The 21,341-nt window shown below is 68.4% G+C and carries 22 protein-coding genes; 18 read left to right on the forward strand and 4 right to left on the reverse strand.

From position 1 onward, the window contains the following. Position 1 precedes the first annotated feature (1 nt). Together ACZZZQ_RS12490 and ACZZZQ_RS12495 are read left to right on the forward strand one after the other, a co-directional pair. Complete coding sequence (locus tag ACZZZQ_RS12490) at positions 2–667, forward strand: amino acid ABC transporter permease (RefSeq protein ID WP_053097440.1); 666 nt, start codon at positions 2–4, stop codon at positions 665–667. Then, positions 654–1,475 (forward strand): amino acid ABC transporter ATP-binding protein, encoded by an 822-nt coding sequence (locus ACZZZQ_RS12495; RefSeq protein ID WP_463507679.1) that lies wholly within the window; start codon positions 654–656, stop codon positions 1,473–1,475. Before ACZZZQ_RS12490 ends, ACZZZQ_RS12495 begins: the two co-directional genes overlap by 14 nt. A gap of 30 nt (positions 1,476–1,505) precedes the next feature. On the opposite strand, the gene ACZZZQ_RS12500 is transcribed toward ACZZZQ_RS12495, so the two are convergent. Beyond that, positions 1,506–2,165: a LysE/ArgO family amino acid transporter gene (locus ACZZZQ_RS12500; RefSeq protein ID WP_463507680.1), complete on the reverse strand. Its 660-nt coding sequence runs from the start codon at positions 2,163–2,165 to the stop codon at positions 1,506–1,508. Between the two features lie 71 nt (positions 2,166–2,236). Here ACZZZQ_RS12500 and ACZZZQ_RS12505 point away from each other — a divergent pair, with 71 nt between their 5' ends. From ACZZZQ_RS12505 to ACZZZQ_RS12530, 6 genes are all read left to right on the forward strand, one after another. After that, positions 2,237–3,112 (forward strand): LysR family transcriptional regulator ArgP, encoded by an 876-nt coding sequence (locus tag ACZZZQ_RS12505; RefSeq protein WP_320490271.1) that lies wholly within the window; start codon positions 2,237–2,239, stop codon positions 3,110–3,112. Between the two features lie 223 nt (positions 3,113–3,335). After that, positions 3,336–3,959, forward strand: coding sequence for a SipW-dependent-type signal peptide-containing protein (locus tag ACZZZQ_RS12510; RefSeq protein WP_463507681.1), 624 nt, complete (start codon positions 3,336–3,338; stop codon positions 3,957–3,959). A 2-nt stretch (positions 3,960–3,961) separates the two neighbouring features. Further along, on the forward strand, positions 3,962–4,579 hold the full coding sequence (locus tag ACZZZQ_RS12515; protein WP_056279798.1) for a SipW-dependent-type signal peptide-containing protein: 618 nt from the start codon (positions 3,962–3,964) through the stop codon (positions 4,577–4,579). 37 nt (positions 4,580–4,616) lie between these two features. Continuing rightward, complete coding sequence (locus ACZZZQ_RS12520; protein WP_053097434.1) at positions 4,617–5,234, forward strand: signal peptidase I; 618 nt, start codon at positions 4,617–4,619, stop codon at positions 5,232–5,234. Beyond that, positions 5,231–5,872 (forward strand): hypothetical protein, encoded by a 642-nt coding sequence (locus tag ACZZZQ_RS12525; RefSeq protein ID WP_053097433.1) that lies wholly within the window; start codon positions 5,231–5,233, stop codon positions 5,870–5,872. The genes ACZZZQ_RS12520 and ACZZZQ_RS12525 overlap by 4 nt, the downstream gene beginning before the upstream one ends. Continuing rightward, on the forward strand, positions 5,869–6,375 hold the full coding sequence (locus ACZZZQ_RS12530) for a hypothetical protein (protein ID WP_056279802.1): 507 nt from the start codon (positions 5,869–5,871) through the stop codon (positions 6,373–6,375). The genes ACZZZQ_RS12525 and ACZZZQ_RS12530 overlap by 4 nt, the downstream gene beginning before the upstream one ends. Before the next feature lie 21 nt (positions 6,376–6,396). Here the strand turns inward: ACZZZQ_RS12530 and ACZZZQ_RS12535 are convergent, their stop codons facing one another. Then, positions 6,397–7,089, reverse strand: coding sequence for a YqaJ viral recombinase family protein (locus ACZZZQ_RS12535; protein WP_053097431.1), 693 nt, complete (start codon positions 7,087–7,089; stop codon positions 6,397–6,399). 86 nt (positions 7,090–7,175) lie between these two features. Further along, positions 7,176–8,540 (reverse strand): glucose-6-phosphate dehydrogenase, encoded by a 1,365-nt coding sequence (locus ACZZZQ_RS12540; RefSeq protein ID WP_463507682.1) that lies wholly within the window; start codon positions 8,538–8,540, stop codon positions 7,176–7,178. Positions 8,541–8,591: 51 nt separating this feature from the next. Here ACZZZQ_RS12540 and ACZZZQ_RS12545 point away from each other — a divergent pair, with 51 nt between their 5' ends. The 3 genes from ACZZZQ_RS12545 to rplL all read left to right on the forward strand — a co-directional run bounded on the left by ACZZZQ_RS12545 (position 8,592) and on the right by rplL (position 11,530). Continuing rightward, positions 8,592–10,385 carry a glycoside hydrolase family 15 protein gene (locus tag ACZZZQ_RS12545; protein ID WP_463507683.1) on the forward strand — a complete coding sequence of 598 codons (1,794 nt, stop codon included), beginning with the start codon at positions 8,592–8,594 and terminating at the stop codon, positions 10,383–10,385. A 230-nt stretch (positions 10,386–10,615) separates the two neighbouring features. Further along, the gene (gene rplJ, locus ACZZZQ_RS12550) at positions 10,616–11,104 is read left to right on the forward strand and encodes a 50S ribosomal protein L10 (RefSeq protein WP_053097428.1); all 489 of its coding nucleotides are present in this window, start codon (positions 10,616–10,618) and stop codon (positions 11,102–11,104) included. 48 nt (positions 11,105–11,152) lie between these two features. Continuing rightward, positions 11,153–11,530: a 50S ribosomal protein L7/L12 gene (gene rplL / locus ACZZZQ_RS12555; protein WP_042539579.1), complete on the forward strand. Its 378-nt coding sequence runs from the start codon at positions 11,153–11,155 to the stop codon at positions 11,528–11,530. 115 nt (positions 11,531–11,645) lie between these two features. On the opposite strand, the gene ACZZZQ_RS12560 is transcribed toward rplL, so the two are convergent. Beyond that, complete coding sequence (locus ACZZZQ_RS12560) at positions 11,646–12,650, reverse strand: LacI family DNA-binding transcriptional regulator (protein ID WP_053097427.1); 1,005 nt, start codon at positions 12,648–12,650, stop codon at positions 11,646–11,648. Positions 12,651–12,932: 282 nt separating this feature from the next. Between ACZZZQ_RS12560 and ACZZZQ_RS12565 the strand changes: the two genes are divergently transcribed. The 7 genes from ACZZZQ_RS12565 (at position 12,933) to ACZZZQ_RS12595 (ending at position 21,325) form a co-directional block, all read left to right on the forward strand. Continuing rightward, on the forward strand, positions 12,933–14,249 hold the full coding sequence (locus ACZZZQ_RS12565; protein ID WP_053097426.1) for an ABC transporter substrate-binding protein: 1,317 nt from the start codon (positions 12,933–12,935) through the stop codon (positions 14,247–14,249). Positions 14,250–14,352: 103 nt separating this feature from the next. Then, a complete protein-coding gene (locus ACZZZQ_RS12570; RefSeq protein ID WP_053097425.1) occupies positions 14,353–15,492 on the forward strand; it encodes a carbohydrate ABC transporter permease in 1,140 nt (379 codons plus the stop codon). Continuing rightward, positions 15,489–16,448: a carbohydrate ABC transporter permease gene (locus ACZZZQ_RS12575; protein ID WP_463507684.1), complete on the forward strand. Its 960-nt coding sequence runs from the start codon at positions 15,489–15,491 to the stop codon at positions 16,446–16,448. Before ACZZZQ_RS12570 ends, ACZZZQ_RS12575 begins: the two co-directional genes overlap by 4 nt. 89 nt (positions 16,449–16,537) lie before the next feature. Continuing rightward, positions 16,538–17,914, forward strand: a complete 1,377-nt coding sequence (locus ACZZZQ_RS12580; RefSeq protein ID WP_463507685.1) for a cystathionine beta-synthase — start codon at positions 16,538–16,540, stop codon at positions 17,912–17,914. 65 nt (positions 17,915–17,979) lie between these two features. Then, on the forward strand, positions 17,980–19,131 hold the full coding sequence (locus tag ACZZZQ_RS12585; RefSeq protein ID WP_463507686.1) for a cystathionine gamma-synthase: 1,152 nt from the start codon (positions 17,980–17,982) through the stop codon (positions 19,129–19,131). A gap of 160 nt (positions 19,132–19,291) precedes the next feature. Further along, positions 19,292–20,656, forward strand: a complete 1,365-nt coding sequence (locus tag ACZZZQ_RS12590) for a multidrug effflux MFS transporter (RefSeq protein ID WP_394194683.1) — start codon at positions 19,292–19,294, stop codon at positions 20,654–20,656. A 30-nt stretch (positions 20,657–20,686) separates the two neighbouring features. Further along, positions 20,687–21,325, forward strand: coding sequence for a phosphatase PAP2 family protein (locus tag ACZZZQ_RS12595; protein WP_072591647.1), 639 nt, complete (start codon positions 20,687–20,689; stop codon positions 21,323–21,325). The last annotated feature ends 16 nt before the right edge of the window (positions 21,326–21,341 follow it).

The raw sequence follows: 21,341 nt of genomic DNA on the forward strand, positions 1-21,341 counted from the left end.
CATGGAGAATCCCTGGCAGCTGTTCTTCGACTCGCTCGGACCGATCGCCCTCGCGGGGGTGACGGTGACGGTTCCGCTCGCGCTGATCTCTTTCGCGCTGGGTCTCGTGCTCGCCATCGGCGCAGCGCTGATGCGGATCTCGGTCAATCCCGTGCTGTCGGGCATCGCCAGGTTCTACATCTCGGTCATCCGCGGCACGCCGATGATCGTGCAGCTGTTCGTGATCTTCTACGGGCTCGGATCGATCGGACTCAAGCTCGATCCGTGGACCAGCGCGATCATCGCACTGTCGCTGAACGTCGGCGGGTACGGGGCCGAAGTGGTGCGCGCCGCCATCCTCTCCGTCCCGAAGGGGCAGTGGGAGGCGGCGTACACGGTCGGCATGAATCGCACGCGCACACTCACGCGGGTGATCCTTCCCCAGGCAGCGCGGGTCTCGGTGCCTCCGCTGTCCAACACGTTCATCTCGCTGGTGAAGGACACGTCGCTGGCCTCGCTGATCCTCGTCACCGAGCTCTTCAAGGTGGCGCAGCAGATCGCGGCGGCGACCCTGGAGTTCATGGTCGTCTACCTGGCTGCCGCGCTCGTGTACTGGGTGATCTGCCTGGTGCTGTCGTTCGGCCAGAGCGCACTCGAGAGGAGACTCGATCGCAATGTCGCTCACTGATCCGGCGCACTCTTCCAGGTCCACCGCCGACGCGCTGCTCACCGCCCGCGGCCTTCACAAGCGCTTCGGCGACAACGAGGTGCTCCGCGGCATCGACCTCACGCTGCACCGCGGAGAGGTCGTCGTGCTCATCGGTCCGAGCGGATCGGGCAAGACGACGGTGCTGCGTGCGCTCAACGGGCTCGAGACGCCGGATGCCGGGACCATCGTCGTGGCCGGGGGCCCCGACATCGACTTCGCCCCGTCGGATCCGGTGTCGAAGCGCACGCGCGCGCAGAAGCGTCTCGCGCTGCGTGATCGGTCGGCGATGGTCTTCCAGCATCACAACCTCTTCCCGCACTTCTCGGTGCTCGAGAACGTGATCGAGGGACCATGGCGGGTGCAGGGCAGACCCAAGGCCGAGGTGGTCGCCGAGGCCCGCGTCCTGCTCGCCCGCGTGGGGCTCGCCGACAAGGCCGATGCTCGACCTCACGAGCTCTCCGGCGGTCAGCAGCAGCGGGTCGGCATCGTCCGCGCTCTCGCGCTGCGTCCCGACCTCCTGCTGTTCGACGAGCCGACGAGCGCACTCGACCCCGAGCTCGTGGGGGAGGTCCTGCTCGTGATCAAGGAGCTCGCCGACGAGGGGTGGAGCATGGTCGTGGTGACGCATGAGCTGAGCTTCGCGCGCGAGGCGGCGGATCATGTGCTCTTCATGGACGCGGGTGTGGTCGTCGAGCAGGGCGCGCCGGCCGATATCTTCGGCGCGCCGCAGCATGAGCGCACCCAGAGGTTCCTCACTCGCATCCTTCGGCCCCTCGACGGCGACTGACGGGCGTCCGCTCACGTCTGCGACGCAGGGTCAGCCGCCGAGCACCGGCAGCACCAGGCTGACAGCCAGGGTGATCATGACGACGGCGATCAGCGCGTCGAGGATGCGCCACGCTCGTTCCGTGCGCAACCAGCGGCCGAGATAGCGGGCGCCGAACCCCAGCGCGGTGAACCACAGGATGCTGGCGGCGATCGCTCCGGCGGCGAACAGCCAGCGCTCGTCGCCGTGCGTCGCGGCGATCGACCCGAGCATCAGGACCGTGTCGAGGTAGACGTGCGGGTTCAACCAGGTCAGGGCGAGAACCGTCGCGATCACGGGAGCGAGCGCGGTGCGGGTCGCCGTCGTGGCTCCGCCGCCCGACCCGGGCGCCGAGCCCTCCGCACCGGTCCGGTCGACTCGCAGCTCCTCCCCGCCCCTCCAGGCGCGGCGGGCGGCGAGGATGCCGTAGGCCAGGAGGAACAGGGCCCCCGCCCAGCGCGCGACGACCACGAGCCACGGGGCTGCGGAGATGACGAAGCCGAGTCCCGCGACGCCGGCGGCGATGAGCAGGGCGTCGGACGCGGCGCAGATGATGACGACCGGCAGGACGTGCTCTCTGCGGATGCCCTGACGGAGGACGAACACGTTCTGCGCGCCGATGGCGACGATCAGGGAGAGGCCGAGTCCGAGACCCGAGAAGACGGAGAGCATGAGTCCACGGTACGGATGCCACGGACATGAGCACCAGCGATGATTCCTTGTGCGCCATTAGCATGGCTAATGTGAAGATCGATCCGGAGCTTGCCGCCACTGTCGCCGCCGTGGCCGACGAGGGAACCCTCGACGCGGCGTCGCGGGTGCTGCGTGTGACTCCTTCCGCCGTGAGCCAGCGGCTCAAGACGCTCGAGGAGCAGCTCGGACGGGTCCTCGTCGTGCGCACCAAGCCTGCCCGTCTCACCGAGGCGGGCGAGGCTGTCGTGCGGCTCGCACGACAGCTGGCACTCCTCGAGCACGATGCCCTCGCAGAACTCGGCCTCGAGGGCGACGAGGCGCCCCGCACCCGCATACCGCTCGCCGTGAACGCGGACTCGATGGCGACGTGGTTCCTGCCTCCGCTCGCACGGCTCTCTGCAGCCCACGACCTCGACTTCGACCTGCACCGCGACGACCAGAACTTCACGGCTCGGCTGCTCGAGTCCGGCACGGTGATGGCGGCGGTCACGAGTGAGGCGGCGCCGGTCGCCGGGTGCTCCGTCGCACCGCTCGGCGTGCTGGAGTATCACGCGATGGCAGAACCGGCGTTCGCTGATCGCTGGTTCTCGTCCGGTGTCACCAGAGAGGCGTTGAGCGCGGCGCCCTTCGTCGACTTCGACAGACGAGACACGCTTCAGCACGAATGGCTCGAGCGGATGGGGGTCGCGCACCACGGGGCTCCTCGGCACTACGTGCCCGCGTCGCACGACTACGCGCTCGCCGTGCGGCTCGGCCTCGGATGGGGGATGCTGCCGCTCCTGCAGAAGGAGCGCGAGCTCGTGCCGCTCGGCGGGCCGCCGCTGCGAGTCAGGCTGTACTGGCAGCAGTGGAACCTGCGCTCCGCGCTGCTCGACACCATCGCGGCCGAAGTCTCCGTCGAGGCGCAGCGTGTTCTCGCGAGCTGAGCTGCAGCTCTGGACGAACTGCAACCATCCGATCGGTCACAGAAACCGATAGACGTTTCTGCGCAATTCGTGAGCCGGAATGCGCAATCGTGACGCGGAAGGCCTTGAACAGGCGCAGGAAGTGGACAAAGCTGTCGGGAACGACACGAGTACCGGATGCAGGCCGCGAAGGGCGACCATCCCCAGCCATCTGCGTCTCGTGAGATTCCTGAGGGGGAATGTCATGGCTGAGAAGGACACGCAACGCAAGGTTCTGGCAGTGCTCGCCGGTGGGCTGGTGCTCGGCGTCGGTATCGGGGTGACGCTCGCGGCATGGAACGACTCCGAGTTCGCGACCGGCACCTTCACCGCAGGCTCGTTCAATCTGGAGGGATCCACGACGAGCGCGACCGACGGGTACGACGATCACAACGTCGATCTGGGGGACACTGCAGCGGCGCTCGTCTTCCAGCTGCCCGCCGTGGCGTCGTCGATGTCTCCGGGCGATGTCGTCTACGCACCGTTCTGGGTGCGTCTCGACAGCACGACCACCAACGGCGCCACGCTGGTGCCGTCGGGGATCACCGCGGGCACGGGGGGCAACGAGGCCAATCTCTCATACACCGTGACGGCCATCGACGCGGGCGACGTGTGCGACGCCACGGCGGCAGGAACCGTCGTCGCGACGGGGACCACATTGAGCGCTCAGACCGGAGCCACGTCGGTTCCTCTCGCCGAGGGCGCACCGGCAGGGACTGCGGGAACGCCTGTGCAGCTGTGCTTCGCGGTGACCGCGGGCGGCGGTCTCACGCAGGGCGCCGCCGCGACCGCGACCTGGGAGTTCACGGCCACCTCGACTGCGGACTGATCATGGCCGACACCCGCAGAGGCATGCGGGAGGGGAAGCGACTGCTCTCCCGTCGGATACGCGCTGTGCTCGCGGGCGGGCTGGTGTTCGGCGTCGGCGCGACGATGACCCTGGCCGCCTGGAACGATTCCGAATACGGCAATGCGACCTTCACCGCCGGGCGGTTCGACATCGTCGGGGCGACAGACGGTGCCACGTTCTCGAGCCACCCGGTGGGCACCCCGGCGGCGCTGTCGTTCAGCGCACCGTTCTCGGCCATGGCTCCCGGCAACACCACGTACGCGCTGTTCAGCGTGCGGACCGCGAATCCGTCAGTGGCCGGCACGCTGCAGCTCAGCGTGACGTCGACGGCGGGAACAGGGCTCGGCACCTACCTGCGATACGGGGTGAGGGCCATCGCGGGGACGGCCTGCAACAGCACGACCTACACGGCCGGGACGGCTGTCGTTCCCGACAACTCGCTGCTGTCGGTCGGCGGCACCGGCACCCAGGCGGTCGCGGCCAACGGCGGAACGACCGTGAACTACTGCTTCGCAGTGACGTTGCCGGCAGCGACCGACAACGGCGCGCAAGGGCTGACGGCGATCCAGACATGGCAGATCGCCGGAGTGTCGAGCTGACCTGCGGGCAGAGCATCGGATGACGTGAGGAGGAGACATGAGTGCACCGACGAGGCGCAGCCTGCGTGAACAGGCGACGGTCGATGATGCGTCCGCGTCGCCGGCACCCGCCGCGGCGTCCTCGCGAGGCACTCTCGGGAGGGCGCTCGCCGATGTCCTCCTCTGGCTCGCCGCCGCCGCAGGGGTCATCTGCATCGTGCTCGTGATCGTCGCCTTCACGGCGAACATCACCCTCATCATGTTCCGCACGGGATCGATGGCGCCGACGATTCCCGCCGGTTCCGTGGCGGTGGTCCAGAGCGTCCCGGCATCCGAGGTGCAGGTCGGCGACGTCGTCACCGTCGATCGAGCAGGCGATCTGCCGGTCACGCACCGCATCACCTCGATTGCTCCCGGTGCGAGTGCGGACGAACGGGTGATCACGATGCGCGGAGACGCGAACGCGGCCGACGATCCGTATCCGTACACCGTGCAGACCGTTCGGATCGTGCTGTTCTCGATCCCCGGCATCGCGACCGTGATCGTCGCGATGGGCGATCCGTACGTGCTGGGCGGACTCACGATCGGCGCGACGGTCCTCGTCGTCTGGGCGTTCTGGCCGCGCTCCCGGAAGGAGAGTCGCGAGCAGGTCGATCCGGCGGGAGTCGACCGATGAACCGGCGGGTGGCGTGCGTCGCGGGTGCCTGTGCGGTCGTCTGCGCAGCGCTCGTCGCGGTGAGTCCCGCGTGGGCGGCACCCTCGACCGAGGTCGTGCAGGGGCAGGTGCTGCGGCTGGTCTCCGTCGCCGACTGGGATGCCGCGTCGAGCCTCCTGCCTGGCCAGCCCGTGCAGTGGGATGTGACGGTGAGCGCGGAGGCACCGGACCCCGGGACCGTGGCGGTCGGAGTCAGTGCGAGCGGCGGTGCGGCGCTGGTGATGGACGTGCTCCGCTGTGCGCAGGAGTGGGATGAGAGCGGATGCCGGGGAGGCGCGACCACACTCGAGTCCGGCTGGTCGATACCTCGTGACGGCCTCGAGGTGCCGCTCGTCGAGATGGCCGACACAGAGGTGGCCCACCTCAGGCTCGTCATCGCGTTGGACGGCGCGGACGACGGCAGCACCCAGGTGCGCGTGCATGCACGCGGCGCCGGAGAGTCCGCGACGGTCGGACCGGACGGCGGGCTGGCGACGACGGGCGGTGCGCCCTTCGCTCCCTGGGCGATCGGCGGGGCGCTGGCCCTGGTGGCCGGTGGTGCTGCGCTGAGTGCGACCCGGCGCCGCCGCAGCACCGGAGCTCACCGAGGCGAGTCGTGATCGTGCGGCGGCAGCGCGTCCTGGCCGGAGTCGCCGGTGCGGCGCTGCTCTGCGGAGTGGCCCTCGCGCCGCCGGCGCAGATCACCGACGCGGCATTCACCGACCCGGAGTACGGTCGAGCCACGATCACGGCGTTCCGCGTTCCCCCCGCCACGATCATCGCCTGCACGGTGGCGAACAACGGTCTGGGCGTCTTCCAGAACGTCCGGCTCGTGTGGACGTCGGTGTATCCCGCCAGCGGGGTCAGGCTCACACTCACCCAGGGAGCGACGACAGCAGTGGTCCCGGCGGCGAACATCACCACGACGGGTCCTGCCGGCGGCCTCTACACCCACACCGCCGTCCTCACTCAGAGTCTGCTTGCCAGCCTCATCTCCAACCTTCTCGGCAGCACCACGACATTGACGGTGACCAACCTCCTGGCCGGTACGTCCTGGGTGTCGGCCGGGACCTCGCGCCAGCTGTCGATCGCGCTGCTCGGGCTCAACGCGTCCTGCACGTGAGTTCGTGCGGTGCGGACCGGCTCAGTCGGCGAGTGCGAGAGCGCGGAACGCATCGCGCTCGCGCAGGTGCTCGCGCCGGCTGGCGGCGGCGGCCGCCGCGGCATCCGCGATGCGGGTCGGCACCTGCTGACCGGTGGTGCGCCGGTAGAGCTCGTCGATGAGATCTGTGGCGAGGCCGACGAGCTTCGCGATCTCGCGGTCGTCGCGGTCGATCCAGACGCAGCGGGGTTCGTCATGGATGGGGGAGAAGTCGACGTGCTCCTCCCAGACGAAGAGCGTGCGCTCGGCGCCCAGCACGTGCTGCTGCCACCACACCTGACGCAGGTAGGTGCGGGGGATGCCGCGGAACGCCTTGTTCGTGGTCTTGATCTCCGCGAGCTTCACGCGACCGTCGGCGTCGACGGCGATACCGTCGGGAGTCGCGAGATGGCGGTGCTCGACCTCAGCGCGGAACAGGGCGGAGGAGGGGAGGATGCCGTGCGTCGCCGCCACCCAGGCGGCGATCTCGGGCTCGCGGCGGCGTCCGTGATCGGTGTAGGCGTTGCCTCCGAACCGGGGCCCGCCGCCGAGCTTGGAGTCGGCGGCGCGGGCGATGGACCGCTCGCTCGTGAGTCCGGCGACATCCGTGGCGGTGATCCCGCGGGACCGTGCCCGCATCCAGGCGACGCGGTCGCGGGAGTCCGCGACGATGCGAGCTTGGAGTTCGGGGGTCACCTATCGAGGGTAACCCCGGTCGCCGACTCTCCCTCCCGCACACGCCGCCCGGGCCGTTCCCTCGGGCGTTCGACCCCGGCAGAGACTCAGCTGTGCGTCGGCCACGCCTCCGGGCCGGCGGATCCGGCGACGTAGTCGTCGAGCGGCACATCGCCCCGCTGCCACGCCTCGAGGATGGGGGCGACGATCCGCCACGACTGCTCGGCGGCGTCTCCCCGCACGGCGAGCATCGGATCCCCGTCGAGGACGCCGGACAGCACCTCGGCGTACGCCTTGAGCGCGCCCTCGCCGAGCTCCGCGGACAGGATCGCGCGTTCCAGCTCGAGCGGGTCCTCGGATGCGTTCAGGTTCAGCTCGAGCGACATCCGGTCGGGACCGAGCGAGAAGCGCAGAACCGCTCCGTCGGACGTGCCGGTGAGCCCGCGGGGCAGATGGCGGACAGGACGGAAGCGCACGACGATCTCTCTGGCGGGCGCTCCGAGGGCCTTGCCGGAACGGAGCCGGAACGGGATTCCCGCCCAGCGCGCGTTGCGGACCTCGAAGGTCGCCTCGGCGAGCGTCTCGGTCTCCCGACCCGGGTCGACGCCGGGTTCGTCGACGTACGAGGGCTTCGCGGTGCCGTCGATCTCTCCCGCGGTGTAGCGGGCGCGGCGAGACGACCCGGCGGGGTCGTCGCCCCACACGGTGGTCGCGCGGAGCACCGCGCCGGTCGCGGCGCGGAAGTCGACCTCGTCGAGGGTGGCGGGCTCTTCCATCGCGAGCACCGCGAGCACCTGGAGCAGATGACTCTGGATCATGTCGACCAGTGCGCCGGCCTTGTCGTAGTAACCCGCACGCCCCTCGAGCGCCAGCGCTTCGTCGTAGACGATGTCGATGGACTCGATGCTCTCCGCAGACCAGAGCGGTTCGAGGATGCGGTTCGCGAACCGTGCGCCGAGGAGGTTCAGCGTGGTCGAGCGACCCAGGAAGTGGTCGACGCGGAACACCTGGGTCTCGGGCACGAGGGCGGTGAGGACGCGATTCAGCTCGCGGGCGCTCGACTCGTCGGTGCCGAACGGCTTCTCCATCACGAGCATCGCGCCCGCGGGCAGCATGTCGGGCGTGAGTGCGGCGATGCACGCCGCCGCCACGGCCGGAGGCACTGCGAAGTAGAGGGCCACGCGGCCGGTGAGGCCGCCCAACAGCGCACGCAGATCGTCGGCGCGCGTGATGTCGGTGCGGGCGTAGGTGACGTCGACACGGGCTGCCGCGTCCTCGGCGTCCATCGAGGCGAAGGCCGTGTCGACGACGGCCCGCAGCTCGGCATCCGTCCACTCCTCGCGATCGGCGCCGACGATCCGCACCGAACGCGCGGGTTCTCTCTTCAGCAGCTGGCCCAGAGCGGGCAGGAGGAGCCGAGAGGTGAGGTCGCCACCTGCACCGAGGATCACCAGCGTCGTCGCATCGGTCATGTTCTCACCGTAATCGCTCCGACCCTCGGGTGAACATGCCAGACTCGGTCGATGCCCGCTCCGATCGAGGACTACGCCCTGCTCAGCGACTGCCGCACCGGCGCGCTCGTCTCGCGAGACGGCAGCATCGACTGGCTGTGCCTTCCGCGTTTCGATTCGTCCTCGGTGTTCGGCGCTCTCCTGGGCGACCCCGGTCACGGATGCTGGACGCTGCGCCCGAGCGATGCCGGGGCGACATCGACGCGGTTCTACCTCTCGGACACCTTCATCCTGGTCACCCGGTGGGAGACGGCGGAGGGCGTCGCGGAGGTGCACGAGTTCATGCCGATCCAGCCGACGCGCACCGAAGTCATCCGCAGGGTCGTCGGCGTCTCGGGCAGCGTCGAGTTCGACACCGAGCTGCGCCTGCACTTCGACTACTCCCGTCGGCTGCCGTGGGTGCGGCAGGTCGGCACTCCGGATCACCCGGCGCTGCATGCGACGGCCGGCCCCGAGTCGGTGATCGTGCGCGGCGTGCGATTCCACGCCGAGGACCATCGGCACCGGGCGACGGTGACGGTCGGCCCCGACGAGATCCGTGACCTCACGCTCAGCTGGTTCCTCTCATATGAGCACGCGCCGAAGCCGCTCGACGTCGAAGAGGCGATCGCCGGGACGCGGGCCTGGTGGCAGGGATGGGCGAGCGGGATCCGCCACGACGGCCCGCATCGCGACGCCGTCGTCCGCTCTCTGCTGGTGCTGCGTGCGCTCACCAACAAGGACACCGGAGGCATCGTCGCCGCGGCCACGACCTCGCTGCCCGAGGACTTCGGCGGCTCGCGCAACTGGGACTACCGCTTCGTCTGGCTGCGGGATGCCGCGCTGACGCTCGAGGCGCTGATCGCTCATGGCTTCCTCGCCGAAGCGCATCAGTGGCGTCGCTGGCTGCTCCGGGCCGTCGCGGGGGAACCGCGGGAGGTGCAGATCATGTACGGGATCGCCGGGGAGCGCGATCTCCTCGAGCGCGAGCTGACCAGTCTCCCCGGCTATGACGGTTCAGCGCCGGTGCGCATCGGCAACGGGGCCGTCGACCAATACCAGGGTGATGTGATCGGCGAGGTCCTGGTCGCTCTCGAGGCGGCCAGGATCGCGGGTCTGGAAGAGGGGGACTTCTCCTGGCCCTTGCAGCGCGCGCTCGTCGAGCAGGTGATCGCGTCGATCGATCGCCCCGACAACGGCATCTGGGAGATCCGGGGCGAGCCGCAGTGGTTCACGCACTCGCGGGTCATGATGTGGGCCGCGCTCGACCGGGGAGTCCGTGCCGTGCGGGAGCATGGTCTCGCCGGCGATGCCGAGCGGTGGGAGGGCGTGCGCGATCGCCTGCGTCGCGAGATCGACGACCGCGGTGTCGATGCGGAGGGCGGCCACTTCGTCCAGCACTACGGATCCGGCGACGTCGATGCCTCGCTGCTGCTGCTGCCGCAGGTCGGGTACTGCGCCGCCGACGATCCGCGCATGCTGCGCACCGTCGCCGAGATCGAGAGTCGCCTGCTCGTGAACGGATTCGTGCGGCGCTATCGCACCGAGTCCGGGGTCGACGGACTCGGTGGAGGGGAGCATCCCTTCATCGCCTGCAGCTTCTGGCTCGTCGAGCAGTATGCGGCGAGCGGGCGCACGGGCGACGCGCAGAACCTCATGGCCGGAGTGATGGCGATGGCGAACGATCTCGGCCTGCTCTCGGAGGAGTACGACGTCGGACACCAGCGGCAGGCCGGCAACACCCCGCAGGCACTCTCGCACCTGAGTCTCATCCGGGCCGCCGACGCACTCGCCGGGCACCGGGGACGCGCGGCGCACCGGGACTGACGTCCGATTTGAGGGTCGGCGGTCGATGAGGTAGCCTGGGAACAACCGAAGACCGCTGGTCATCGTCGTGCGTGAGAACGCGAGGCGATCGAAGCTCTGCTCAGCAGGGGCCCGCGCAGGACACGAACTTTCAGAGCTCCGTGCGCTTGCGCCGGAGCTTTTCTGTTGCATGCGGTCAGGGGTCGGCGCCTCACCTCCGTGAGGCGCCTCGTACACACCAAGGAGTGACCATGGCGCAGAAGGACGCATCGGTTGCCGAGCTCACGAAGTCATTCGAGAACTCGACTGCCGTTCTGCTGACCGAGTACCGCGGTCTGACGGTTGCCCAGCTCAAGGAGCTGCGCAACAGCATCCGTCAGGACGCTGAGTACGCCGTGGTGAAGAACACGCTGACCAAGATCGCCGCCAACAAGGCTGGCATCACCGCGCTGGACGACGACCTCAAGGGTCCGTCGGCTGTCGCGTTCGTGCATGGCGACTTCGTCGCCACTGCCAAGGCTCTTCGTGACTTCGCCAAGGCCAACCCGCTTCTCGTGATCAAGTCCGGCATCTTCGAGGGCAACGCCCTCTCTGCCGACGAGGTCAACAAGTACGCCGCGCTCGAGAGCCGTGAGGTTCTGCTGGCGAAGGCTGCGGGCATGATGAAGGCGACGATGGGCAAGGCTGCTGCCACCATCGATGCTCTTCGCGAAAAGCTGGAGACCGCTGAGGCCGCGTGAGCGACCCACGATCTCGTTCAACAAACCCACCTATCTAGGAGATACATCATGGCTAAGCTCACCACTGAGGAGCTGCTCGAGCAGTTCGCAGGCCTGACCCTCGTCGAGCTCAACGACTTCGTCAAGGCGTTCGAGGAGAAGTTCGAGGTCACCGCTGCTGCCCCCGTCGCCGTTGCAGGCGCAGGCGGCGGCGCTGCTGAAGAGGTTGAGGAGAAGGACTCCTTCGACGTCATCCTCGAGGCTGCCGGCGACAAGAAGATCCAGGTCATCAAGACCGTCCGCGAGCTCACCTCGCTCGGTCTCGGCGAGGCCAAGGCCGTCGTCGACGGTGCTCCCAAGGCCGTGCTCGAGGGCGCGAACAAGGAAGCAGCCGAGAAGGCCAAGGCTGCCCTCGAAGAGGCAGGCGCCACGGTTACCCTCAAGTAATCCGTTCCAGGTCGCGGCGTGATGCCTCGCCCTGGAAGCGTCTGAACGCTTCACGAAAGCCCCGGGTCCGCCCGGGGCTTTCGTGCGTCCGGGGCGCAGATCCGCAGAGGAGCGGTCAGCGTCGTCCGGCGGTGGAGCTCCGGACGACCAGCGAGGATGTCGTCACGGTGCGCTCGCGCGGAGAATCCGGGTGGTCGATCTGCTGCCGCAGCAGGCGCACTGCCTCGTGGCCCTGTTCGCGCGGTGACTGCCTGATGGTCGTGAGCGCGAACATCTCGGCGTGCTGGTGGTCGTCGACTCCGACGATGCTGAGCTCGGTCGGCACGGCGATGCCGAGGCGACGTGCCGCGATCATCGCGCCGATCGCCGCCTCGTCGCAGACGCCGACGATCGCGGTGGGGCGTCCTCTGCGGTCGCCGAGGAGCTCGACGGCGGCGGCGTAGCCGCCGGGCATGGTCGGGCGGCTGTCCGCGATCCTCGCGACCGCCTCGAGTCCCGCCGCGGCGAGAGCCTCGAGATATCCCTCCACGCGCTGGGCGTCGCCGAAGCTGAGATGGTCCGGATCCGTGGATCCGCCGACGAACGCGATATCGGTATGGCCGAGTTCGATCAGGTGCTCGGTGGCGATCCGGGCGGCGGCGATGTCGTCGATCGACACGGCACTGGATCCCTCACTGTACGGACCGACGCTGACGAGCGGTCGCTCGGAGCGGTGCAGACGTTCGAGCTCCTGTGCGCTGGGCTGGATGCCGACCGCGATGATCCCGTCGAACCGTCGCCCGGGCAGCACGACGTCGAACAGGCGCTCGCGGGTCTCGCTGCCTTCGCGGATGCCGTAGAGGGCGAGCTCGTAGTCGAGGGCGAACAGCGATTCCTGGATGCCGGCGAGCAGCTCCGAGAAGAACCAGCGGTCGACCGGCGGCATGATGACTCCGACGGTCTGCGTGCGGCCCGTGGCGAGACTCGTCGCGGAGGAGTGTGCGACATAGGCGAGTTCTCCGGCAGCATCGGCGACCCGCTTGCGGGTGTCTTCCGAGACGTAACCGCGTCCGCTGAGTGCTCGGCTCGCCGTCGCCTTCGACACGCCAGCGCGCGCCGCGACGTCGGCGATCGTGCTCATCCGGTCCTCCTCGACCATGACTGCGACGCGAGCCCCCACCCCTGCGCCGATGACAGCGTAACGGGTCGCAGGGACGAAAAGGAACCGGTTCCACAGGAATTGTGAGGGAGCGCTCCCATGGTTCGTGCCAGGGCGCTGCGAATGGTTGTCAGTCTGTGATCCTGGCTTATTGTGCAGCGGCGTCGGACCCCGATAGGTTGTCCTGGAATCGGTTCCCGATTCTGTGCCGAGGGGCGGCGCGGAATGTCGTGGGAGCCGGGAAACTCGAAGAGGAGAATTCACATGGGTCTGTCACAGCGTTCCCGGCGTTACGCGCCAATCGCACTGCTGGGAGTCGCGGGCATCGCGCTCGCCGGTTGTGGTGCTCCCGGCGGCACGGACGGCGGGGGAGAAGGCGGCGGCGGAGACAACACCGTCACGATCTACGGCACGATCGTCGAAGGAGAGGCAGAACTTCTCGCAGAGTCCTGGGCGGACTTCGAGAAGGAGAACGACATCACGATCAAGTACGAGGGCAGCCAGGACTTCGAGACTCAGCTCGGCACCCGTGCACAGGGCGGCAACCCGCCCGACATCGCGATCTTCCCGCAGCCGGGTCTGTTCGCGGACTATGCGGCTCGCGACTTCCTGAAGCCGGCCCCTGACGCCGTCGAGGCGAACGCCAAGGAGTACTGGACGCAGGGGTGGGTCGACTTCGGCACCTACGAGGACGAGTTCTACGGCGCGCCGCTCATGGCGAGCGTCAAGGGCTGGGTCTGGTACTCGCCGACGAAGTTCGCCGAGTGGGGAGTCCAGGAGCCCACGAGCTGGGACGAGCTGCTCACGCTGACCCAGACCATCCAGGAGAAGAGCGGCAAGGCACCCTGGTGCGCCGGCTTCGAGTCGGGTGTGGCGACCGGCTGGCCCGGCACCGACTGGATCGAGGACCTCGTGCTCCGCAACGCGGGCGCCGACGTCTACGACCAGTGGGTCAAGAACGAGATCCCCTTCACCGACCCGCAGATCAAGGAGGCGTTCGACGCCACCGGCGAGATCCTGCTCAACCCGGCCTACGTCAACGGCGGCTTCGGCGACGTGCGCTCGGTCAACTCCACGGCATTCGGCGACGTGGCCCCTGCGGTCGCGAGCGGCGAGTGCGCACTGACGCACCAGGCGTCGTTCCTGTCGGGCTTCTTCCCCGAGGGCACGAACATCGCCGAGGACGGCGACGTGTGGGCGTTCCTGCTTCCGAGCCAGAGCGAGGACGAGACGTTCATCACCGGTGGTGGCGAGATCGTCGGCGCGTTCAGCGACGACGAGGCGACGCAGAAGGTGCTCGAGTACCTCTCGAGCCCCGAGTGGGCTGACAGCCGTCTGGCGCTCGGTGGCGTGACGTCTGCGAACAAGGGCGTCGACATCGAGGCCGTCGAGAACCCGATCCTGCAGGAGTCGATCAAGCTGCTCCAGGACGACTCGGTCACGTTCCGCTTCGACGGATCCGACCAGATGCCCGGCGCCGTCGGCTCGGGAACCTTCTGGAAGGGCATGGTCGCCTGGATCAACGGCACCTCGACCGACGAGGTCCTGACCCAGATCGAGACCGGCTGGCCCTCCAGCTGATCGGATGAGGTGGGCCGCCCCGTCGGGCGGCCCACCTTCTCCCTCTCGGTCCGCGCATCGCCGCGCGGACCGCTGATCAGCTCCGTCTCATGAAGGGGAATCCATGAACGCGACTGTGTTCTTCCAATGGATCGGGTCTCTGCCCCCGATCGCCCAGGCTCTCGCCGTCGTCATCGCGTTCGCGGTGGTCGTCGTCGTCATCCTGCTTCTCGTCGACATCGCGCCCCGCAAGGGCGCGCTCTACACCGGCATCCGCCTGGCGATGTGCCTGCTCATCCCGTTCGCGGTGATGTGGTTCTTCAACTCCTATTACTGGGCGATGGGAGTAGCGGTCGCCGTCGGCGCCCTGTTCTTCTTCCTCGACTACCGTTCCCGCGACGGAGCCGGGTACCTGATCCAGCTCGTGGCATTCATGGCCCCGGCCATGCTGCTGCTGCTCGCGGGCCTGATCCTGCCGTCCATCCAGACGGTCTACGCGTCGTTCTGGAACTCCACCGGCAGTGACTTCGTCGGCTTCTCGAACTACCTCTGGATCTTCACGCAGTCCGACGGCGTCACCTCGGTCGTGAACACGATCGTCTGGGTGCTCCTGGTCCCGACGCTCTCGACCATCGTCGGTCTGGCCTACGCGGTGTTCATCGACAAGACCCGCGGCGAGAAGATCTACAAGCTCCTCGTCTTCATGCCGATGGCGATCTCGTTCGTCGGCGCGAGCATCATCTGGCGCTTCGTCTACGCCTACCGCGGTCCGGAGTTCGAGCAGATCGGTCTGCTCAACCAGATCCTGGTCTGGTTCGGCGGAGAGCCGCAGCAGTTCCTGCTCAACGGACCGTGGAACAACCTCGCCCTCATCGTCGTGCTGATCTGGGTGCAGACCGGTTTCGCGATGGTCGTCCTGTCGGCGTCGATCAAGGGAGTTCCCACAGAGCTCCTCGAAGCGGCCGAGCTCGACGGCGCGAACGCGTGGGAGCGATTCCGTTCGGTGACGATCCCGTCGATCCGCCCCGCGCTGATCGTCGTCCTCACCACCATCTCGATCGCCTCGCTGAAGGTCTTCGACATCGTCCGCACGATGACCGGTGGCAACTACGGCACCTCGGTGCTCGCGAACGAGATGTACACGCAGTTCTCCAAGTTCGAGGCGGGACGCAGCGCTGCGCTCTCCGTCATCCTGTTCATCCTGGTGCTCCCGATCGTGATCTACAACGCGCGCCAGATCAAGAAGCAGCGGGAGATCCGATGACCGACACCGTGAACTCAGACACCGGACAGAGCACGAGGGCGATCACCACCGCCGGACGCTTCGAAGCCTCGGCCGGCCGCGCGCGCAAGCGCCTGAGCCGTCCGTGGGCCACCGTCGCGTCGATCGTGATCGCCGTGGTGTGGACGATCCCGACGCTCGGCCTGTTCATCTCGTCGTTCCGCGAGAGGGACGCGATCGAGACGAGCGGCTGGTGGACGGTCTTCGCCAACCCGCAGCTGACGCTCGACAACTATGTCGCTGTGCTGCAGTCCGGAACGACGCAGCTGACGATCCTGGAGTCGTTCTTCAACTCCATCGTGATCACGATCCCCGCCACGCTCATCCCGCTCATGATCGCGGCGATGGCGGCCTACGCGTTTTCCTGGATCGACTTCAAGGGACGCAACGCGCTGTTCATCTTCGTGTTCGCGCTGCAGATCGTGCCGATCCAGATGGCTCTGGTGCCGCTGCTGTCGTCGTTCTCGCGGGGCATCAACCTGTTCGGCGTCCAGGTGACGCAGGGACTGGACGCCTCGGGCGGCTACGCACAGGTGTGGATCGCGCACACGATGTTCGCGCTGCCGCTGGCGATCTACCTGCTGCACAACTTCATGTCGGAGATCCCGGGGGAGATCATCGAGGCGGCTCGCGTCGACGGCGCATCCCGCGGACAGATCTTCTTCCGGATCGTGCTTCCGCTGACGATGCCGGCGATCGCGTCGGTGGCGATCTTCCAGTTCCTGTGGGTGTGGAACGACCTGCTCGTCGCCCTCGTGTTCGCCGACGGCGCCGCCTCGCCGATCACGAAGGTGCTCGCCGAGATCACCGGTCGCGGCGAGGGATGGTACCTGCTCACCGCAGGAGCCTTCGTGTCGATCATCGTCCCGCTGATCGTCTTCTTCTCGCTCCAGCGGTACTTCGTGCGAGGACTCCTGGCGGGGTCCACCAAGGGCTGATCGGCTCTCGGAGACAGGTCGAGCACACGATGCCGCGATCGGGCGCAACACAGCCCCGGTCGCGGCATCGTCGCACGTACGCTGTGAACATGAAGTACGCAGACTCCATCGTCGACCTCGTCGGTGACACGCCCCTCGTGAAGCTCCAGCACGTCACCGAGGGCGTGGAGTGCACGGTTCTCGTGAAGCTCGAGTACCTCAACCCCGGCGGCTCCGCGAAGGACCGCATCGCCTCGCGCATCATCGACGCGGCCGAGGCCTCGGGCGACCTGCGGCCGGGCGGCACGATCGTCGAGCCGACGAGCGGCAACACCGGCGTCGGACTCGCGCTGGTCGCCCAGCAGCGCGGGTACAAGTGCGTCTTCGTGCTGCCGGACAAGGTCGGCGAGGACAAGATCGACGTGCTGCGCGCCTATGGTGCCGAGGTGGTCGTCACGCCGACCTCGGTGGCGGCCGACAGCCCCGAGTCGTACTACAGCGTGAGCGACCGGCTCGCACGCGAGATCCCCGGGGCGTTCAAGCCCAACCAGTATGAGAACCCCAACGGGCCGCGCAGCCACTACGAGACCACCGGCCCCGAGATCTGGCGAGACACCGACGGCCGCGTCACGCACTTCGTCGCCGGGGTCGGCACCGGGGGCACGATCACCGGAACCGGCCGGTATCTGCGGGAGGTGTCGGACGATCGGGTCCGCATCGTCGGAATCGACCCCGAGGGCAGCGTCTACAGCGGCGGCACCGGGCGCCCGTACCTGGTCGAGGGAGTCGGCGAGGACATCTGGCCCGGCGCCTACGACCCGAGCGTGCCGCACGAGATCGTCGCCGTCGACGACGCCGAGTCGTTCGCGATGACCCGGCGGCTCGCGCGAGAAGAGGGCATCCTCGTCGGAGGCTCCAGCGGCATGGCCGTGGTCGGCGCGCTGCGGGTGGCGCGTGACCTTCCGGCGGACGCCGTGATGGTGGTGCTGCTGCCGGATGGCGGGCGCGGGTATCTCGGCAAGATCTTCAACGACGGCTGGATGCGCTCGTACGGGTTCAGCGAGGTGGAGGAGGGCGAGACCGTCGGCGACGTGCTCGCCGCGCGCACGGCCCGTCTAGGGGAGGGCATCCCCGATCTGGTGCACGCGCATCCGACCGACACCGTGCTCGAGGCCATCGGCGTGATGACCGAGTACGACGTCTCTCAGCTGGTGGTGCTGAGCGCCGAGCCGCCGGTCATGATGGGCGAGGTGGTCGGCACGGTCGACGAGAAGGGGCTGCTGGACCTGCTGTTCCGAGGCGATGCGAAGCCCGCGGACGCCGTGGGCGATCATGTGGGGGACAGGCTGCCCCTCATCGGCATCCACGCGCCGATCGCGCAGGCACGTGCGGCGCTCGCCGACGTCGACGCGCTGCTCGTCACCCTCGACGGCAAGCCGCACACGGTGCTCACGCGACAGGACCTGCTGTCGTACATCTCCCGCTGATCCCGCACGGACGCCGGACGTAACAGGAGCGGATGCGGTCGCCGGAGCGGACGTAGGCTGAGGACATGTCCGAGCATGCCTTCGCCACCAGAGCCATCCACGCAGGTCAGGCGCCTGACCCGACCACCGGGTCGATCATCCCGCCGATCTATCAGGCCTCGACCCATGTGCAGGACGGCATCGGCGGGTTCCGACACGGGTACGAGTACAACCGAGCCGGCAACCCGACACGGTCATCGCTCGAGACGCAGCTCGCCGCACTCGAAGGCGGCGCGAGCGCGCTGTCGTTCGCGTCGGGGCTCGCTGCGGAGGATGCGCTGCTGCGCGGCATCCTCCGGGCCGGCGATCACATCGTGCTCGGAAACGACGTCTACGGCGGCACCTACCGCCTGCTCACCAAGGTGCTCGCGCCCTGGGGCATCGAGACCACGACGGTCGAGCTGTCGGACGTCGACGAGCTGCGCGCGGCGATCCGGCCCGAGACGAAGATCGTCTGGGTCGAGACGCCCAGCAACCCGCTGCTGAAGATCGTCGACATCGAGCTCATCGCCGAGATCGCCCACGCGGCCGGGGCGATCGCCGTCGTCGACAACACCTTCGCCTCACCGGCACTGCAGCAGCCGCTCTCGCTCGGCGCCGATCTCGTCGTGCACTCCACCACGAAGTACCTGGGCGGGCACTCCGACGTGCTGGGCGGTGCTGTCGTGTTCCGCGACGACCGTTTCTTCGAGCAGGTCAAGTTCCAGCAGTTCGCGGTGGGTGCGGTCTCCGCGCCTCTCGACGCCTGGCTCACGACCCGCGGCATCAAGACGCTCGCGGTGCGGGTGCGCCAGCACTCCGAGAACGCGCAGGCCATCGCCGAATGGGCAGCCGGCCGCCCGGAGTTCGCGACCGTGTACTACCCGGGGCTCGCCTCTCACCCGGGGCACGACGTCGCCACGCGGCAGATGAGCGGGTTCGGCGGGATGCTGTCACTCGGTCTCTCCGCCGGTGCCGATGCAGCCAAGTCGTTCGCGGAATCGACCGAGCTGTTCCAGCTCGCGGAGTCCCTCGGCGGTGTCGAGTCGCTGATCGGATACCCGCCGGACATGACCCACGCCTCGGTGCGGGGCACCGCGCTCGCCGTGCCCGAGAACGTCGTTCGGCTGTCCGTCGGCATCGAAGGCGTCGACGACCTGATCGCCGACCTCGAGCAGGGGCTCGCTCGCCTCGGCTGACCCCTCAGCGTCGATGGCGCACGCAGGTGGGCGCGAGCGGGCTGTAGCATGGAGACTTCGCCCGGATCGAATCGATTCGACTTCCGTCGCGGATTCGGCCGCTCTCGCGACGTGATCCCTCGCGACTCACCTGATCCCCTCCAACTCCGGAAGGACCGTCGTGCCCGACGCTCCACGCACTGACTCCATCCCGACCGCCCCCGCTCCTGAGCGGACCGCCACGGGCAGCATCCGCATCCCGTCGTCGACGGGCGCGATCCGCACGCTCGGCTCGAACCCGGCCACCGCGCCGATCATGCTGCACCCCGGCGACTCGATCTCGAACGGCCGTCGAGCCCTGTACATCGTGCTGCTCGGCGCGCTCACCGCGCTCGGCCCGTTCACGATCGACCTGTATCTGCCTGCCTTCCCGGTGCTGGAGCAGGACTTCGAGACCACCGCGGCAGCGATCCAGCTGACCCTGACGGGCACGATGATCGGCTTCGCGCTCGGCCAGCTCGTCGTGGGGCCGCTCAGTGACAAAGTGGGCCGCCGTATCCCGCTGATCGTCGTGACAGCGCTGCACGTGCTCGCCAGTGCGGCGGCGGCGTACGCGCCCACCCTTCCGCTGCTCAGCGGCGCGCGAGTCTTGATGGGCGTGGGAGCGGCCGCGGGCGGCGTCGTCGCCATGGCCATCGTCCGCGATCTGTTCGGCGGCCGCAGGCTCGTGGTGATGCTGTCGCGGCTCGCCCTCGTGTCGGGCGTCGCCCCGGTGATCGCCCCGCTGATCGGCTCATGGCTGCTCACGCTGATGCCGTGGCGCGGCATCTTCGTCGTGCTGGCCCTGTACGGCGTCGTGATGCTCGTGTCGGCCATCGTCTTCATCCCCGAGACGCTGCCGATCGCACGCCGCCAGGAGAAGGGCGGCGCGACAGTGATGCAGCGCTACCGCTCGGTGTTCTCCGATCGCGTCTTCATCGGCGTGCTGATCATCGGGGGCATGACCTTCTCGGGTCTGTTCTCGTACCTGTCGGCCTCGCCGTTCCTGTTCCAGCAGACGCACGGGCTCGACGCGCAGCAGTACGGTCTCCTGTTCGCGGTCAACTCGCTCGGTGTCGTCGCCGGCGTGCAGACGGCCTCGCGACTCGCCGCGCGCTTCGGACCGCAGTGGGTCATGGCCTACTCGACGGCGGTCCTGCTTCTCGCGGGCATCGCCATCATCGTGACCGATCAGCTCGGCCTCGGGCTGTGGGGCACGGTCATCCCGCTGTTCGTCTTCATGACGGCCTGCGGCTTCACCTTCCCGAACGTGCAGGTGCTCGCTCTCGACAGGCACGGCAAGGCGGCGGGCACCGCGGCGTCCGTGATCGGAGCCACGAACTTCGGCGTCGCAGGGCTGATCTCGCCGGTCGTCGGCTGGGTCTCTCAGGGTGCGGGGATCACCGCCACGACCATGGCCTCCGTGATGGTGGGATGCGCGGCCATCGGGGTCCTGTCACTGTGGCTGATCGTGCGCCCACGGACTGTCGGCATGCTGGCTCCCTGACTTTCAGCTTCCGACCGGCAGAATGGTTCGATGAGATCACGAACGCTGCTGTGGTGGGGAATAGGGATGCTCGTCGCGGCGACGCTCCTCGGAGCGGCGATCGTGTTCGGGTACACCGAGCCTCCCGGCTTCGACACCTGGTGGAACGAGACGATCAGCACGTACCGCACCGACGCCATGCTGTCGTTCGCGTTGGTGCTGAACAGCATCGGCGGCGGGTGGATAGCGATCCTGCTCGTTCCGCTGCTGCTGATCACCGCTCTTCTCGTGGCTCGGCGATGGCAGGCCGCCGTGTTCGCCGCTGTGGCGTTCCTCGCGAGCGCCGGCGCCGTGCAGCTGCTGAAGCACCTGTTCGGACGAGCGCGCCCGGAGGACATGATCGTCGTGAGCGACTACGGATCGTTCCCCTCGGGGCACGCCGCCAACGCGGCGACGATCGCGATGGTCCTGTGGCTGGTCTTCCCTCGTGTGTGGACCGCGATCCTCGGCATCCTCTGGGTGGTCGCGATGGCGCTCTCGCGTACTCTCCTGTCGGTGCACTGGGCCACCGACACGCTGGGCGGTGCGCTGGTCGGCGCCGGCGTCGTTCTCGTGCTGGGGGCCTGGCTGCTGCCGTGGGTGCAGTCGACGTCGCAGCGGGACGACCCCGCAGTCGCGCCGGTAGGCTGACACCGTCCACATCGCA

Source organism: Microbacterium sp. AC132, assembly GCF_979258525.1.